The following is a 15,589-nucleotide window of genomic DNA, read 5'->3' as shown; positions in this document are numbered from 1 at the left end:
ATGTATTGGAGGAAAAATACGGAATGAAGCTTTCGGATGATGACTTGGTAATTCGCCTGCATAAACGGTCAGATACAGCAAATATTGTATCCATGATCAATCGCGACCCATTTCATATGTTGAACGGGCTAACGGCCGAAGCGTTTGAGCAGGATTTAGATGAACCCGGCGAACGAATTCGGGATAACACGTTCGTTGTTGAGCTTGGACAGACAACCGTCGGTTATTTTTCATTATGTTTCGTTGAACGGACTACACACGTTTCCGTGTATTGTTACGGGACGGTGGACGTGGATTGGCGCAGGCGAGGCATTGGTACGGCAATGTTTAAGTTTATTTTTACACGACTGGCTGAAATCGCACAACAAGAGGCGAAACAAATTCACTTTATTCATCGTGCGCTCACGAGTATTTCTGGAGAAACCGCTCTTGGTGCCAATTTTGGAATGCAGTTGCAAAACAGCCTGAATATTTTGTGCTTAAACGACCTAAACCACATCAACGTTTCGAGCCCTCCATCAGAATTTGAATTCCGTCCCCCTACGCTAGAAGATGCTCCGATTTGGGCAGAGATTTATAACAATGCATTCGGTGGTAACAAAACGGTTGAGAGTGTCATTCACGAATTTCAGGGAACTGGTTTTTCGCAAAACCTGTATATGCTATGTGAAAATAAAACGGGGACAGCAGTTGGCCTCCTTTGTGCTACATTTCGAGGAATTCATGCCAGAATACCGACTATTGCAGTAAAGCGTGAATGGCACAGACGGGGCATTGGGGAAGCGCTGCTATCCGAAATACTGCAAAGGCTTCAGCATTCAGGTGCAGTTGATGTTCGGTTAAGCGTAGACAGTAAAAATGATGCGGCTAAAGGGCTCTATAAAAAATTTGGTTTTCAGGAGGAGTATCAAAGAATTCATTATGAAGCGATCTTCTCACCGTAGCAGATTACCCGTCACGGTCAAGGAGTGGAGGACGCTATGCCATCGATTAATATGAAAAACGGAGGTGATTGTTGTGGAAGAGCTACTTTCACGAATGAAGCATATTCATGGAAGGGTGATTGACGGAAGGCATCATTTCTGGGACGTAGAGAAACTATGGGAGTTATCTAAGAACTTACCCGTTCATACAATCAAGATTGATTCAATAAAGGAACTGGATCAGGATTGTTGGTTTAAAGATAGCAGGAGGACCCCAATTCCAACGATACGCAATGTTGCGCTTCATTGTCAGCGGATTATCAACGCCAACATGGAGTACCCCATATTATTATGTTCAGACGGACAATTAATTGATGGGGGACATCGAATTGCAAAAGCATTAATGGATGAGAAAAGTGAAATTGATGCCGTGTATATTACATTGCCGGCGGCGGACGTGATTCAATGAAGAAATTCTATAAGCGAAAATCCTTGACCTACAGTTAACTCTAGGCCTTATACTTCAACTAAACATGGAAGAAGCGCAGAAGATCTAACGAAGACTAGGAAAGGAGACTGGAGAAAAAGATGTGAGCTGCATCATCGGCATGTCTGAAAATGATCTTAGAAAATAGAAACCATACTAGAATTGGAGATTCAACTCATAATGAGCAAAAATAATGCAGGGAGTGTTTTCGGCCTGGCTTTGTTGCTGGGTTTATTTTCGACGTTAGGCCCGTTTACGATTGATATGTATTTACCGGCATTTCCTGAAATCGCACATAATTTCAATACGAGCGCATCACTCGTCCAGTTTAGCCTGACGGCTTGTTTGCTTGGATTAGGTATAGGTCAGCTCGTTATGGGCTCGCTAAGTGATGTGTATGGCCGGCGGAATCCGCTGCTGATTTCCATGGCCGTGTATATCATCTCCTCGTTGGCTTGCGCATTCGCACCCAATATTGGCTTGCTGATCCTGTTCCGATTCGCCCAAGGGTTTTCCGCTTCCGCGGGAATCGTCATCTCGCGAGCCATAGCCCGCGATCTGTACAGCGGCCACGAACTCACTAAATTTTTCTCTTTGCTGCTGCTTGTCGGTAATTTGGGTCCACTTGCTGCACCGATTGCAGGCAGCGGTATTCTTTCGTTCACAACGTGGATTGGCGTGTTTATCGCGCTGTCTCTGCTGGGGATTTACTTGTGGGCGATGACCAAGTGGCGCTTGAAAGAGACGCTCCCAACGGAAAGACGCGAGAAACCCAACTTTGCGAACCAGCTCCGCAGCTACGGAATGCTCTTGCGTGACCGTCAGTTCGTCGGCTACATGCTTGCACAGGGGATTATGATCGCGGGTGTGTTTGCTTATGTTTCAGGAACACCTTTTATTTATCAAAATATTTATGGCGTCACACCGGCCGTTTTCGCCTTGCTATTCGGATCAAATGGCATCAGCTTGATTATAGGCTCGCAATTGGTCGGGCGGATGGCGCATCGCATATCTGAACAGGCTTTCCTGTTGTTTGGCCTATGGGTAGCCTTATCGGCAAGCATCGTTGTTCTAGTGGTCGCTGTATTCCATGGTCCGCTGTTCGCCTTGGTCATCCCGCTGTTTTTCTTTGTTTGCTCCATAGGCATTACATCCACTGCGGCGTTTCCGCTTGCCATGGAGAGACAGGCCAATATGGCGGGAAGTGCTGCCGCACTCCTGGGGGTCATCCCTTTTCTGCTAGGTGCGGTGGTTGCTCCTATGGTTGGGATTGCCGGTGAAAATACAGCCGTTCCGCTAGGCCTGATTATTTTAGCGACGAGCACCGCAGCCATGCTTGCTTATTTCGGACTGGTAAGAAAAGCTCCGAGTGCATCACAACAGGCGCAAATTCGAGCCTGATTTTTAGATCAGATTGAGGAAGTAAAGCTAAGTTAAACGAGAACAATAGCTCAAAAACAACCAACAGCAGCCGGCAATTAGTCGGCTGCTGTATCTGTATTTTATGATCAACGTGGAGAACCGTATCACAAGTAACACCCGGTTTTTATTGTGCAACTCGAATCAAATATGCGAAAATTGCCGGTGCTATGATCGAAGGGAAAGGAGGGAGGACTTCCATGTACGAATGGAACGAGATGGTCCAGCTTATGGTGGATTGGATCGAAGCCAATATAACGGAGAGTTCGTCTTTATTGAAGATGTCGGAGCAGTTAGGCTATTCCCCTTATTATTGTTCCAGGCAGTTCAACCAATTGACCGGGACAACATTACGGGATTACGTCTGGACTCGAAGAATCAGTCGAGCCGCCCTGGAGCTCCGTGACACGGACCAGCGGGTTCTGGATATTGCTTTAAAGTACGGGTTCTCATCCCAAGAGGCGTTCACACGTGCGTTCAACAAAGCTTTTCAACTCACCCCCGCAGCCTACCAAAAAGCTCCCCGCCCTATTAAGCTGGCTATTCGTCAGGAGGTATTCTCGCCTTACCATTATTTGATCAAGGAGCGGGATAAGATGAGCAAGGTGCATTTGCAACCAGCGGAGATCAAAGTCGAGTTCATTCCGGCGCATAAATTTATCGGGATCTGGGACCTTTCCGCAGCAAACTATGGGGACTTCTGGGAAAAGGGACATTCTTGTGACGAGATCAGCGGTACGCTGGAGAGTATGTCCAATCACACCCTCCCTGGACAACTGGGTCAGACGGCGGGATGGTTTTACCAAAATGGTCAAAAGGGGTACCTATATGGAATCCCTGTTTCATTGGAGTACGAGGGGCCCATTCCGGAAGGGATGGAGTGCAGGGAAATTCCGGAATCGGAGTATTTGGTCTTTTTTCACCCGCCTTTCGACTATTTGAAGGATAATGGCGCTGTGATGAGAACCGTTGAAGAAGTGGCGTGGAACTTCGACCTCACAGGTATGGGCTACGAATGGGATGAAGGGATCAAACAAGACTACCAACGGCATTTCCCTGAAGGATATGGTTATGCTGTGCTGCGGCCGGTAAAAAAGGTATAGCCGATTATGTAATAACGTAACGTAAGACCCCTCGTAAAGGGGTCTTTTTGTATGAAATAGGTTAGTGACTCATTAGCTGTTCATTAATTCCATAGACACATTCCACAATTCATCAGCCGCGTCGGGATCCATTGCGTAAGAGGCGAGCCCCGACTGAGTCTCTCCAACACGTGGTCCGACCTCGTTGCAGTTTTCAAAATATCGGCCGCCGATACCGTTTAACAAGGGAGACGTTGCCAATAGCGCGGAAGTAGCGGCTCCCTGTTGAGGGGTCTTCCAGATGATTTCCGGATAGCCTGTTCTAGTCTTGTTTAGCTTTTCGATCTGCTCGGGAGTGATCTGTATACGGTCAACTCCCGGAGTTCGCACACCGCCAGGCATCAAAGCATTTGCTGTGATACCCTCATTGATCCAACGTTTTGAAGCTTCCACGGCGAATAGTATGTTAGCTGTTTTGGATTGTCCGTAGGCAAGAAACGGGTCATAGGGACGGCGCAGGAAGTGAATATCATCGAACACAACCGGCGAGCGGAGATGCCCTGCAGAACTAACTGAGACCACGCGAGCGCCGTCTGCTGCAGCTAGAGCATCGTGAAGTCCGGTGGCTAGAGCGAAATGTCCCAAATGATTAGTAGCGAATTGAAGCTCCCATCCTTCAGGAGTTCGCGTCTCGGGCGTTGCCATGATACCCGCGTTGTTGATCAAGATGTGCAGCGGCCCACTCCATGAAGCAACGAATGAGGCTATCGAGGATCGATCGGTAAGATTTAATGGCATTACCTTAACGAGTGGATTACTCGTGGTTACAGCAATATCTTCGGCTGCGAGCTTTCCCGCATTGAGATTGCGAACAGCTAGTGTCACTTCGGCGCCCGTTTCAGCCAAAGCTCGGGCTGTTTCAAGGCCGATTCCGGATGTGGCTCCCGTCACGACAGCTCTGCGACCCGCAAGATTGATCCCTGCAACGACATCGCTTGCTGTCGATTCGGAATGAAACGGGGTTGTAATCAATGAGGACTCCGGCATTGTGATTTCCTTCTTTCTTGATTTTCTAATCTCAAGGTCATTATGACTTGAATGGATATATGGAGATAGTTAGTTTCTGCTTAAAACTTGCTCAAAACTGCAAATGACAGGAACCGTTCTTTGCCTTTATCCAAAATTAAGTTACGATTACAAGAAAGGTTTCAACGAGCATCTGAGGATCTATCAAAGTAAAGTTGGTGAATATTGTGGGAGAGCGGCAAATCAAGTACTACCATTTATATACGGAAAGCCCCCAATCCAAAATGTATTTGGATCAAATGCTGGAGATTACAAAACGGATTACCCTTGTCGAGGGTCGTACCAAGACGATAATTCCGTTTCTAACGACGATGCGGTATAGTCGGCAGACTTCGGAAATTTCTGGTGTTTTGACTCCTTCGATTTGTCTGATTCTACAGGGTGCCAAGAAACTTCATCTTGGCCATGAGGTCATCGATTATCATGCTGGGGATTACTTGGTATCTGTTATTGATATTCCGGCATCCGCAGAAATTATTGGGGCTACCAAGCAATCACCCTATTTCGGTCTGCGCGTTGAATTTACGATGGAAGAGATCGCTTCTGTGGTTATGGAGGCTGGCCTTGATTTTAAACCAAGAAATAAAAAGTTGAATACCGGAGCATACGTCGGGACAGCCGACGAAGGTTTGGTGGAAACTTTTTACCGTCTTCTCAAGCTAATCGAGAAACCCGATGCGAATCGTTATTTGTATTCTCTGATGAAACGCGAGATGATCTTTCGGCTGCTCTCTGGGGATTCAGGGCATATTTTTTTTCAACAAGTCATGATGGATCAGCAAGACGAGGGGATCGGCAAAGCCATCGCATGGATCAAAGAGAATTATGCTCAATCGATTACCATAAAGGAACTAGCAAAATTATCGAACATGAGCGTATCCGGGCTGCATCATAAATTTAAGACCGTAACAACATTAGGACCTATACAATATCAAAAGCAGCTTCGGCTCTATGAAGCCAGGCGTCTTATGCTGGGTGGCGCAATTCATGTGACTGCAGCAGCTATGGAAGTTGGTTATGAAAATGTATCGCAGTTTAGCCGGGAATATCGCAGGCTTTTTGGATCTTCACCATCTAAAGATATCAAAGCTTTCAGAAATAGCCCCGGAGTAGAGGAAAAACATAGTCAAAAAACTCACAACTGAGCTATAAAATAATAACCGAGAAGAGAACTAATAAGGACAATTTGGTGGTGATCACATGTCAACTTCGAGGAAAATTCAGGCTGTATTTATTGACAGGGATGGGACTATTGGTGGTTCTGAAGAGGTTATATACCCCGGTACTTTTAAATTATTTCCTTTCGCCAAACAATCGTTTGAAGTCCTTGTGAGTGCTGGGATACCAATTTACGCTTTTACAAATCAACCCGGTATATCTCGTGGAGATGCAACGATTGGCGACTTTCAGGACGAACTAACTTCCTTTGGTTTTGATCATGTATACATATGCCCGCACCAACATGAGGAGGGCTGTACCTGCCGCAAACCCTCGTCGGCTTTGCTCATTCAGGCAGCAGTAGATAACGATCTGGAGTTGAAGCATTGTGCTGTTATTGGAGATAGGTGGACCGATATGATTGCTGCCCAAAGAGCAGGGTGTATCAAGGTGTTAGTAAAAACAGGTTCTGGCGAGAAGGATTTGGCCAAATATCGCAATAATCAATTTTTTGGAGAATGGCTTGAAGCTGCTCCAGATTTTGTAGCTGAAAATGTACTAGAGGCTGTTAACTGGCTCTTAAAATAGCTATTCAGTTAGTCCAACGTTGGCGCAGCTACCAACGTTATTGTCGCTGACATTCCTCTGTCATTACGAGATAGGGAAAAAGCCAAGAGGGAGAACATCGCCTTCTTGGCTTTTCCTGTATAGTGCCAGAGAAAAGGGTTTAAAAATAAATGCGTGTACACTATCTTAGTGAACTCAAAACGTCTTTCAGCCGCTCGGCAAACGGTTTTGGCTGCACTTGGTAGCCAATGTGATTCTCCGGGAACTCGGCAATGTCTACCTCCAAACGTTCTGCCAATCCTTCAGCGGAGCGGGCGGGAAAGTACTGTCTGGAGGTTCTGCCTACAGCGGGGCGGACTTGTGCCGTAGAAAGAAATAGCGCAGTTTGGAGCTGCTCCAGCTTGAAAGCATATCCGAGCACGCCCGGAGCTTCCTTCGCCATGAAGTATTCCATATTTGCAATCATGCGCTCCTTTTGCTCATCGCTCGGCGGCGAAGAAGGGCTGGGGCCGTCATCATCTCGAAGTCCAATGGCTGAAGTGAACTTGATAAAAGCGGGAAATAAGCCTAACTTGCGGTGATCTGCGATCAAGTCTTCCATGATCATCTTGGCCTGTAATCGTTCATCGCCGTGTAAAAGATCCAGCAAAGGCGGTTCATGCGGAATCAACACACGCACTTGTCCGGGATAGCGCATCGTCAGATCAAGTCCAATGACTGCCCCGGAACTGCTTCCGAAAACGTATGCTGGCTCATCGGTTAAAGCAGCCAAGAGTCGGTGAGCATCGTCACTGTGCGTCTCGATCCGGTAATCTTCAGCCGGATTGGTGAGTTTGCTGCGGGAGTGGCCCCGGCGGTCGTAAGTGACGACGGTGTACTGATCGGCGAGATGGTCCGCGACCTCCTGAAATACATCGGCGTCACCGCATCCCCCGTGAATCATCAGAAGTATAGGCCCTTCCCCGCGCACCTCATAGTGGATGTTTGCTCCAGGCACAGATAACATATCCGTCTTTATCCTACTCATTTCATCTCCTCCTTGTAGGAAGATCATAAAGCAGCTTTATGAACTGAATATGAATCCAACCCAATGGATGAATTGGTCCTAAGTATAGGACTTGATAACACCTTACCGATAAACGTATGGTTCCCCTTAAAAAGGCCAGCTCAGTTGATGAGCTGGCCTTGATTTTGCTTTCTAAGCACTGGTAATTCCTTCATAGGCACTTACCAAAGTTGACAAAGGGGAAAAACGCAATTAATATACCTATAGGGGTATATGTATAACATCTATAAGGAGTGAAACAGCATGGCATTCAAATTTCCCAAAGCAACGACACCGCAGGAAGTGGCATTAAGACTCAATCGTGGTGAGAAGTTGTATATGCTGGATGTTCGCGAGCCTGAGGAATGGGCTGCGGGTCATCTAGAAGGCGCCAAGCATATTCCGCTCGGGCAGCTATCCGGGCGTCTGCATGAGCTTGATAAGTCGAAGGAGATTATCGTGATTTGCCGCAGCGGCAATCGCAGCGGCCTTGCCTGTGAATTGCTGAGTGAAAAAGGATTCGACGTGGTGAATATGACGGGAGGCATGAACAACTGGAATGATGTTGTCCGCTGATCTCCGGCAAAACCATATAAATAGCCCGTGTTCAGCATAAGTGTGGGTTCCGGCAGACTGTTAACGGTACAAGCTCATACTTTTCTGAAACAAGTGAAAGCTAAAGGATGTGGAAACTTTGCAAACGGGAACAATCATCAATTTCGTTATCATCGTACTGTTTGGCTGGTTTGTATTTTCGAGGTTAAAACCGGTTAAAGGACTTCGGAACTTAAACGCGCAGGAGTTTAGCAACGAAATGAAAAAGCCGGTTAAACCCCTGCTGATGGATGTCCGTGAACCGGGTGAATTTAAGGGAGGATTTATTGCCGGGGCGCGAAACATGCCACTGTCCCAACTGCCCGGATTGCTCACTGAAATCCCGAAGGATCAACCGGTGCTCCTTTACTGCCGCAGCGGTATGCGCAGCAAAAGCGCGGCGAAGATGCTGCTTAAAAATGGGCACAAGGAGCTGGGACATCTAAAGGGTGGTTTGAGCGCCTGGAACGGTAAACTGACGCGTAAGTAATATCCATGATGATGTTTGGTTAAGTTAACCTAATGGTGAGATAAAAACGGGAGGCTGACATGCGATGTTTCATTACACGGTTGAAACGACCATAACGATTGAACAAGCGATCGAAGCACTGACGGAAAACCTGAAGGCGGAAAAGTTCGGCGTCCTTTGGCGGTTGGACATGAAGGAGAAGCTTCACGAAAAGGGTGTTGAGTTCGATATGCCGTATGAGATTCTGGAGGTTTGTAATCCGGTTGAAGCTAAACGGGTATTGTCTGAAGATGCGTTGGTCGGATATTTCCTGCCGTGCAAGCTGGCCGTATACGTAGAGAACGGAACAACCAAGATTGGCATGCCGAAACCAACGGCATTGATCGGGTTGGCAGAGAACGATGCCTTGATGAGCATTGCATCCGATATCGAAAAGCGCCTGACGGCATGTGTGGATAAGAGTATATAAACGGATACGATAATCCTATTTTCCCATACGATAGTAAAATCAACTAAACCGCTTACATGATAACATGTCGGTAAGTTGGCCGTGAACGATAGACAAATGAAATGCTGTCAGCTGAGAAGGCTGATGGCATTTTTTTATGAATCGTATATCGGTCAAACTATTCTCTGCAATCCGGATCTGCCTAACCGGGTTCAGGACCATCGGAGGGAACAGATTATGTCAAAAACGAGTGTAGCCGTGATCGGCTGCGGGACCATTGCCAACAATGCGCACATCCCGGCGTACATGGCGAACAAGGATGCCGAGATCAAGTATTTTTGCGACATTCGCAAGGAACGGGCTGAGAAAGCCGTCGAGCAGTACGGTTGCGGCACGGCGGTGGAGGATTATCAGGTCATTTTAGAGGACCCGGACGTGGTGGCGGTATCGATCTGCACGCCGAACAACGTTCATGCTCAAATCGCGATCGACTGCATGCGCGCAGGCAAGCATGTGCTGTGCGAAAAGCCGGCGGCGCGGACGTACCGGGAGGCATTGGAGATGCAGAAGGTACAGCACGAAACCGGTATGACGCTGAACATCGGCGTCGTCAACCGCTTCAATAAAGGCGTCAACATTATCAAGCAGATGATTGAAAGCGGTGAGCTCGGCGAGCTGTACCACGTCGTGGTCAGCTTCCGCGCCCATCGCTCTATTCCCGGGCTCGGCGGTGATTTTACGACCAAGGCGGTGGCCGGTGGCGGTGCTCTGATTGACTGGGGTGTTCATTACCTAGATATCGTCATGTACTGCGCGGGCGATCCGCGGCCGAAGACGGTGACGGGGCAGGCGTACTCCAAGCTGGGCAAAGACATGCAAAATTACGCTTACCTGAACATGTGGGCGGGTCCTCCAAACTATGAGGGCAGCTATGACGTCGACGACTTCGTGACGGCCATGATTCGGACCGAAGGCCCGTCGATTTCGGTCAACGGCGCCTGGGCGCAAAACATCGGCGTGGAAGAAACGTACATCGATTTCCTCGGCGACAAGGCGGGTATTCGCCTCCAGTACGGTCAAGAGTTTAAGCTGTATTCGGCGAAGCACGGCGCATTAATCGAAAGCACGCCGAACTATCCGAAGACCAATGCGTTCCAGGAGGAGATCGACGGCTTTATCGCGGGTATCCATTCCGGTGAAAAGCTGCCGTCGCACATTGACACAGTGATTTTGACTGCGCAAATGATCGAGGCCATTTACCAATCCTCCGAAGAAAGCCGTGAGATTTCCTTAACGGAAGCTGGAGTGGCACCGGCATGAAGAAAATCGGCTTTATCGACTATTATCTGGACGAATGGCATGCCAACCAATATCCCGGATGGATCAAGGACGCCTCGCGCGGGGAGATGGAGGTCGCCTTTGCGTATGCGGTCAAGGACGTGGAGCATGGGCTCACCAATCGGGAATGGTGTGCAAAGCATGGCGTGATGTGGTGCGACACGATGGAAGAGGTGATCGCCCAAAGCGACTACTTGATCGTGCTGTCGCCTGACAACCCGGAGCAGCATGAGGCGCTGGCGGAGCTGCCACTCGCCTCGGGGAAACCGACGTACGTGGACAAGACGTTTGCCCCGGACCGGACAGCCGCCATGCGCCTGTTCGAGCGGGCCGCGCAGCATCACACACCGCTGTATTCCTCTTCCGCGCTGCGTTATGCCGACGAATACGGGGAGATCGAGCGCGCGGGGATTCGGGTGATTTCGAGCCTTGGTCCGGGCTCGTTCGAGAACTACTCGATCCACCAGATCGAGCCGATTGTTGCGCTTATGGGTACAGACGCGAAGCGCGTCATGTTCGTCGGCACAGAGGCTGTGCCGGCACTGCTGATCGAGTTCGCGGGCGGCCGGCAGGCCACGATTCAGCAGCCGGGTCAGGGCTGCCCGTTTATGATGGCCGTCAACTACGATTCGGGTACCTGCCGCGTCGTGCAGCCGGCCTCGGATTATTTTCAGCGCTTCATTCAGGATTTGGTGGCGTTTTTCGAGACCGGACAAGTGAACGTGCCGCCTGCCGAGACGGTCGCCATTATGTCGATCATCGAGAACGGCCGGATCGCCGCCAAACAGCCGTATCAATGGATCGATCTGCCGGAGAGCCTGTAGGCGGCAGGAACAGAACAAAGCAGCCATTTTCGCGGAGAACGGGAAGGGCTGCTTTGCGTTGCGCCTGAATTCATATAGGCGCAGTATGCAATCTCCATAGAGACTCGTTGTTAGCACAAAGCGGCGCGTTGACAACGAGTCTCCGGAGATTTTTTTGCATTGGAACGGGTTGGCCAGCGAACGATCACGGGCTTTGGCCGTCTTGGTAAGCAAAAGCAGTGGAGGGGACGGAATCGATCTGTAGAAGCGGTAGCGTTCGCCTACAAGCTTTCCGCAGGAAAGCTCGCTTCGAAAGCATCGCCTTTGTCTGCGAATTTCTACCTTTTGGTGATATAAAATCAAGAAATTTGGAGACAACAGCGATCGGAAGAACGATTCGTAACCGAAGCGGCCACTTTGCACAATGTTAAGAATTTTGTTCCCTTTTTCCGTCGCGTAAACGCCAGAAGCTAATGCTAAATCCCCTTCGATTTTTCAACCGGCATGCCGCCGGACTTTTTGCGCACCAGCCGATCCATGACCCGCCTGCTCCAGGGACCGAGCGTTGCCAACGTGGGAGCATCGACGAACCGGCAGAAAAGATGGGCTAATGCAAAGATAAAAGGAGTTGTTAGGATAACGGTGAGGACTGTGCTAAGGCCGTAAGAGAACAGGAGGTGGAACTGATAGAACAGATAGGAACCCAGCGAGCAAATGATGGTGAAGTGAACCAGGTATAAAGAGAAGGATATCGTGCCGAGGTAGAGGAAGGGCTGCCGGCCGAACAGCGACTTGAGGCGGGGCGAGATGAGCAGGGCCGTTAAGGTTAGGCAAGCGCCCAGCGTATGGTAGAACACGAAGAACGCAAAGGTGGACGAGCCTTTCCATACCAGAATGGAGTAGATGGTGTTCTGGGTTCCCACGTAAGGGAAAGAGCCGAGATACAGTCCGGCCCCCAGTAACAGGGGAGCGCTCCAAGGCGGAAGAACGGCGGTCAGCCGGTTGCGGCCGCTGTACGTCAAGTCGCTGAGTGCCATGCCGAGCACGAACCCGAGGTAATAGGAATCGGCGAGAAGTACCGCAAGGGCGGAGTAACCGATGATCCGCAGCCTGAAGCGGCCGAGGGTCAACAGAAACCCGAAGATGAGGAAGGAACCCAGCAGCTCGTAGGTCATGGTCCATAGCACGGGATTGTAAGCGGATCCATAAGTGAAGAAGGTGTGGTACAGCGCCTCCCGGATCATGTCGAGTACACGGGGGCTGGCCGTGAAGGGATCGGGCATCGACGATTGGGTCGTTTGGCGGATGTCGTCATAAAATCCCCAGCCCAGCCGCATAACCGCGAAAGCGAGGCAAACGGACAGCGAAGCCGGAATGGCGAGCCGGAAAAACCTGCGCAGCGCGGACGCGTAAATATGCATCTTGTCCTTTGTGAGAAAATAGCGCCAGCTCAGCACGTATCCGCTCAGCACGAAAAAGACACAAACCGAGAAGTTGCCGTTGAACATCAGGTTCAGCGGCGTTTGCGCGGCCAAGCCTTCAAAGGGAAAGTGGGCGATCTCCGGTTTTCCTTCGAAGACAGACGGCGCGAAGACCTGAAAAAAATGGGACACCACGACTACGCAGGCCGCCAGTCCTCTTAAACCATCCAAATAAGCGATTTTAGTCTTCATGCAATTGCAAGCCTCCCTCGATTTTTGAATCCCATTCTAGGCGATTCGCGAGGGGAAAGATTGTACTTCCGTATCAAATGAGAGGAGCCGTGCCGAATGAAAAAGCTCGATATCGATCGATTGACCCGCGCCGGAGTCATCTATTTCAACTCGAAGCTCGAGATGCTGGAAAATCTGCACTGCAAGATGTACCGGATGAACACCCTCGTCAGCTTGTCCACCCATTTCCATGACTATTATCAGATCTGGTACGTATCGAAAGGCGAGTTCGTGCACACGATCTCCAATCGGCAGTACCGGATCCGGCAAGGCGATTTGTTCCTTGTTCCCCCCTTTACGCTGCACCGCGTGCAGGCCTTCGAGACAGAAGGGGAGATCCTCGGCTGCGAATTTATGCCGTCCTTCATCAACGAGCGATTCGCGGATCCTTCAGGAGAGCGGAGATTTTTCGACGCTGAGTATTTGAAGCATTTCTCACTGTCGGACTGCACACCGCATTCGCAGATCGCCTTCGACGGCGTCACGGACGGCAGAATCCGCGGCCTGCTTCAGGATATGCTCGGGGAATACGAGGAGCGGACGCCCTTTTTTGAAATCGTGCTGAAGGCCAGCCTCCTGCAGCTGCTGTCGATCATCATCCGGCAGGTGAACGGGGAGCTGGTGAAGGCCGGGTTTCAAAAAATCGAAAGGTATCGCGACACGATGAACAAGGTCGTGGAATACATCGACCGGAATGCGCATGAGGACATCAAGCTGGAGCATATCTGCGCCATATCCAGCATGTCAAAGCCGACGATTTGCCGGCTGTTCAAGGAGTGGACAGGCAAGACTTTTAACCGCTATCTCGTCGATTTACGGATATCCAACGCGCTCGTCCTGCTGCAGCGGCCGTCCATGTCCATCACGGACGTATGCTATGCCACGGGGTTCAACGAGCTCGCGTATTTTTGCCGGATTTTCAAAAAATACACGGGCATTTCCCCGAACCAGTTCCGAAAACAAGTGATGGGCAAGCCATTTTAAGTTTTAACGATAATCCAATTACTAGAGACAATAGTGAAATTAACTAAAACGCTTACATGATAACATGTGGGTAGTTGACGGCGGCAAGCGCGCATTGGCGGCGCTGCCGCCCCAAGATTAAGGAGGGAAGAGACATGATGCGAAAAGGGAGTACATGGGGGCTCATGATGGTTTTCCTGCTGGTCGCCGTCCTGTCGGGCTGCGGCGGCAAAGATGCGGCGACGGGTAGCCAGGAAGGCGGCGAGGCGAAGGGCGGCGATACCCCGAAAGAAAAGGTGCAGCTGAGCTTCTGGTACGGCTGGACCGGCATGGAGGCGGAAGCCCTCGAGAAATTGATTAAGAAATGGAATGACGCCAATCCGGACATTCAGGTAAAGGGGCTGTCCCAGAGCGATTACCAGAAGCAGCTGACGGCGATTACCGGTGGCAATCCGCCCGACGTCGCGTCCAACTTCGGTCAGGATGTCGTGCCGTGGGGCGAACGCGGGGCCATGATGCCGCTGGACGATTTTATCAAGAAGGATAACGTCGACCTTGGCGACTTCGTGCCTGCGGCACTGAGCTCTTCCCAATCGAATGGAAAAACGTACGCTTTACCGATCGCGATGCACGTCTCGATGCTTTTCTATAACAAGGAGCTGCTGGAAAAGGCGGGCTTTAGCGGGCCGCCGGAGACGATGGGCCAGCTCAAGGAGTACATCGCGAAGCTGAGCGTCAAGGAGGATGGAGGCAAGCTCCAGCAGCTGGGCCTATGGCCCGGCGTCGATGCCTATACGTTCAGCTACGCTTACGGCGGATCCTATTACGATGCGGACAAGAAGCAGGTCACGCCCGACGATGCGGGGGTCAAGAAGGCCGTAGAATTCGGAAAAGGAATCTGGGACCAATTCGGATCGAAGGAGCTCGATCGCTTCGCGTCCGGCTTGGGGCAGTACATGTCGCCGCAGAATCCATTCTTTACAGGCAAATACGCGATGACGATCGACGGCGAATGGCTGCCGACGTTCATTAAGCAGTACGCCCCGAACCTGAAATACGGCATTGCGCCCATTCCGTACGATGAGAGCAACCCGAGCCTGAAGGACCCGGGCAACGTCTCGACCAGCGTATTTTACATCCCGAAAGGCGTGAAGCATCCGGAAGAATCGTGGCAGTTCCTGAAATGGATGACCGAGCCGGAGCAGATGGCGGAGTTCACAGCGGCCATCGGCAATTTGCCGACCCGAACCTCACTGCAGACACATGAAATTTACAAGGAAGTACCGGGCTTCCAGGAGTTTTTACAGTATTCCTCCAGCCCGAACCTGCATTCCTTCCCGGCTACGTCCTTTTCGACGGAGTACATGACCGAATTCTCGAACCAGTATAACGCGATCCTGCGCGGGGAAGTCGGCTTGGACGAAGGATTGAAACGGGTGAAGGACAAGATCCAGCCCTTAGTCAAATAATCCGGTTCTTTACATCCGGGCTCGGT

General features: G+C 50.3%; 16 protein-coding genes. 13 read left to right on the top strand and 3 right to left on the bottom strand.

Annotated elements, in window-relative coordinates:
• Positions 1-23 precede the first annotated feature (23 nt).
• The 4 genes from GCU45_RS11770 (at position 24) to GCU45_RS11755 (ending at position 3,932) form a co-directional block, all read left to right on the top strand.
• Positions 24-944 carry a GNAT family N-acetyltransferase gene (locus tag GCU45_RS11770; protein WP_152399073.1) on the top strand — a complete coding sequence of 307 codons (921 nt, stop codon included), beginning with the start codon at positions 24-26 and terminating at the stop codon, positions 942-944.
• A gap of 73 nt (positions 945-1,017) precedes the next feature.
• Positions 1,018-1,392, top strand: a complete 375-nt coding sequence (locus GCU45_RS11765) for a chromosome partitioning protein ParB (RefSeq protein ID WP_152399072.1) — start codon at positions 1,018-1,020, stop codon at positions 1,390-1,392.
• Positions 1,393-1,590: 198 nt separating this feature from the next.
• The gene (locus tag GCU45_RS11760; RefSeq protein ID WP_152399071.1) at positions 1,591-2,811 is read left to right on the top strand and encodes a multidrug effflux MFS transporter; all 1,221 of its coding nucleotides are present in this window, start codon (positions 1,591-1,593) and stop codon (positions 2,809-2,811) included.
• A gap of 218 nt (positions 2,812-3,029) precedes the next feature.
• Complete coding sequence (locus GCU45_RS11755) at positions 3,030-3,932, top strand: AraC family transcriptional regulator (RefSeq protein WP_152399070.1); 903 nt, start codon at positions 3,030-3,032, stop codon at positions 3,930-3,932.
• 72 nt (positions 3,933-4,004) lie between these two features.
• On the opposite strand, the gene GCU45_RS11750 is transcribed toward GCU45_RS11755, so the two are convergent.
• The gene (locus GCU45_RS11750) at positions 4,005-4,958 is read right to left on the bottom strand and encodes an SDR family NAD(P)-dependent oxidoreductase (RefSeq protein WP_152399069.1); all 954 of its coding nucleotides are present in this window, start codon (positions 4,956-4,958) and stop codon (positions 4,005-4,007) included.
• 197 nt (positions 4,959-5,155) lie between these two features.
• Between GCU45_RS11750 and GCU45_RS11745 the strand changes: the two genes are divergently transcribed.
• Both GCU45_RS11745 and GCU45_RS11740 read left to right on the top strand, forming a co-directional pair.
• The gene (locus GCU45_RS11745; protein ID WP_244364613.1) at positions 5,156-6,142 is read left to right on the top strand and encodes an AraC family transcriptional regulator; all 987 of its coding nucleotides are present in this window, start codon (positions 5,156-5,158) and stop codon (positions 6,140-6,142) included.
• Positions 6,143-6,197: 55 nt separating this feature from the next.
• Entirely contained in the window at positions 6,198-6,743 is a 546-nt protein-coding gene (locus tag GCU45_RS11740; protein ID WP_152399068.1) for an HAD-IIIA family hydrolase, read from the top strand.
• 160 nt (positions 6,744-6,903) lie between these two features.
• Here GCU45_RS11740 and GCU45_RS11735 read toward each other — a convergent pair whose 3' ends face one another.
• A complete protein-coding gene (locus GCU45_RS11735) occupies positions 6,904-7,749 on the bottom strand; it encodes an alpha/beta fold hydrolase (RefSeq protein ID WP_152399067.1) in 846 nt (281 codons plus the stop codon).
• Positions 7,750-8,031: 282 nt separating this feature from the next.
• On the opposite strand from GCU45_RS11735, the gene GCU45_RS11730 reads away from it, so the two are divergent.
• The 5 genes from GCU45_RS11730 to GCU45_RS11710 all read left to right on the top strand — a co-directional run bounded on the left by GCU45_RS11730 (position 8,032) and on the right by GCU45_RS11710 (position 11,440).
• The gene (locus GCU45_RS11730) at positions 8,032-8,343 is read left to right on the top strand and encodes a rhodanese-like domain-containing protein (protein WP_152399066.1); all 312 of its coding nucleotides are present in this window, start codon (positions 8,032-8,034) and stop codon (positions 8,341-8,343) included.
• A gap of 109 nt (positions 8,344-8,452) precedes the next feature.
• Positions 8,453-8,851, top strand: coding sequence for a rhodanese-like domain-containing protein (locus GCU45_RS11725; RefSeq protein ID WP_341874557.1), 399 nt, complete (start codon positions 8,453-8,455; stop codon positions 8,849-8,851).
• Between the two features lie 64 nt (positions 8,852-8,915).
• Positions 8,916-9,299 carry a DUF302 domain-containing protein gene (locus GCU45_RS11720; RefSeq protein ID WP_152399065.1) on the top strand — a complete coding sequence of 128 codons (384 nt, stop codon included), beginning with the start codon at positions 8,916-8,918 and terminating at the stop codon, positions 9,297-9,299.
• 216 nt (positions 9,300-9,515) lie between these two features.
• Positions 9,516-10,598 carry a Gfo/Idh/MocA family protein gene (locus tag GCU45_RS11715; RefSeq protein ID WP_152399064.1) on the top strand — a complete coding sequence of 361 codons (1,083 nt, stop codon included), beginning with the start codon at positions 9,516-9,518 and terminating at the stop codon, positions 10,596-10,598.
• Positions 10,595-11,440 (top strand): Gfo/Idh/MocA family oxidoreductase, encoded by an 846-nt coding sequence (locus GCU45_RS11710; RefSeq protein ID WP_152399063.1) that lies wholly within the window; start codon positions 10,595-10,597, stop codon positions 11,438-11,440. The genes GCU45_RS11715 and GCU45_RS11710 overlap by 4 nt, the downstream gene beginning before the upstream one ends.
• 455 nt (positions 11,441-11,895) lie before the next feature.
• Here the strand turns inward: GCU45_RS11710 and GCU45_RS11705 are convergent, their stop codons facing one another.
• On the bottom strand, positions 11,896-13,092 hold the full coding sequence (locus GCU45_RS11705; protein WP_152399062.1) for an acyltransferase family protein: 1,197 nt from the start codon (positions 13,090-13,092) through the stop codon (positions 11,896-11,898).
• 96 nt (positions 13,093-13,188) lie between these two features.
• On the opposite strand from GCU45_RS11705, the gene GCU45_RS11700 reads away from it, so the two are divergent.
• Positions 13,189-14,115, top strand: a complete 927-nt coding sequence (locus tag GCU45_RS11700) for a helix-turn-helix transcriptional regulator (RefSeq protein WP_152399061.1) — start codon at positions 13,189-13,191, stop codon at positions 14,113-14,115.
• Positions 14,116-14,249: 134 nt separating this feature from the next.
• Complete coding sequence (locus GCU45_RS11695; protein WP_152399060.1) at positions 14,250-15,563, top strand: ABC transporter substrate-binding protein; 1,314 nt, start codon at positions 14,250-14,252, stop codon at positions 15,561-15,563.
• Positions 15,564-15,589: the final 26 nt, after the last annotated feature.

The organism is Paenibacillus cellulositrophicus (genome assembly GCF_009363095.1).
Lineage (GTDB): Bacteria > Bacillota > Bacilli > Paenibacillales > Paenibacillaceae > Paenibacillus_AQ > Paenibacillus_AQ favisporus.
The sequence above is the reverse complement of the archived record's forward strand: the minus strand, read 5'-3'. Positions and strand labels throughout refer to the sequence as shown.

Excerpts from the sequence above, each read along its gene's own strand:
- GCU45_RS11740 (WP_152399068.1), top strand. The coding sequence starts at position 6,198 with ATGTCAACTTCGAGGAAAATTCAGGCTGTATTTATTGACAGGGATGGG.
- GCU45_RS11700 (WP_152399061.1), top strand. The coding sequence starts at position 13,189 with ATGAAAAAGCTCGATATCGATCGATTGACCCGCGCCGGAGTCATCTAT.
- GCU45_RS11730 (WP_152399066.1), top strand. The coding sequence starts at position 8,032 with ATGGCATTCAAATTTCCCAAAGCAACGACACCGCAGGAAGTGGCATTA.
- GCU45_RS11760 (WP_152399071.1), top strand. The coding sequence starts at position 1,591 with ATGAGCAAAAATAATGCAGGGAGTGTTTTCGGCCTGGCTTTGTTGCTG.
- GCU45_RS11715 (WP_152399064.1), top strand. The coding sequence starts at position 9,516 with ATGTCAAAAACGAGTGTAGCCGTGATCGGCTGCGGGACCATTGCCAAC.
- GCU45_RS11710 (WP_152399063.1), top strand. The coding sequence starts at position 10,595 with ATGAAGAAAATCGGCTTTATCGACTATTATCTGGACGAATGGCATGCC.
- GCU45_RS11750 (WP_152399069.1), bottom strand. The coding sequence starts at position 4,958 with ATGCCGGAGTCCTCATTGATTACAACCCCGTTTCATTCCGAATCGACA.
- GCU45_RS11755 (WP_152399070.1), top strand. The coding sequence starts at position 3,030 with ATGTACGAATGGAACGAGATGGTCCAGCTTATGGTGGATTGGATCGAA.
- GCU45_RS11720 (WP_152399065.1), top strand. The coding sequence starts at position 8,916 with ATGTTTCATTACACGGTTGAAACGACCATAACGATTGAACAAGCGATC.
- GCU45_RS11695 (WP_152399060.1), top strand. The coding sequence starts at position 14,250 with ATGATGCGAAAAGGGAGTACATGGGGGCTCATGATGGTTTTCCTGCTG.
- GCU45_RS11705 (WP_152399062.1), bottom strand. The coding sequence starts at position 13,092 with ATGAAGACTAAAATCGCTTATTTGGATGGTTTAAGAGGACTGGCGGCC.
- GCU45_RS11735 (WP_152399067.1), bottom strand. The coding sequence starts at position 7,749 with ATGAGTAGGATAAAGACGGATATGTTATCTGTGCCTGGAGCAAACATC.
- GCU45_RS11770 (WP_152399073.1), top strand. The coding sequence starts at position 24 with ATGAAGCTTTCGGATGATGACTTGGTAATTCGCCTGCATAAACGGTCA.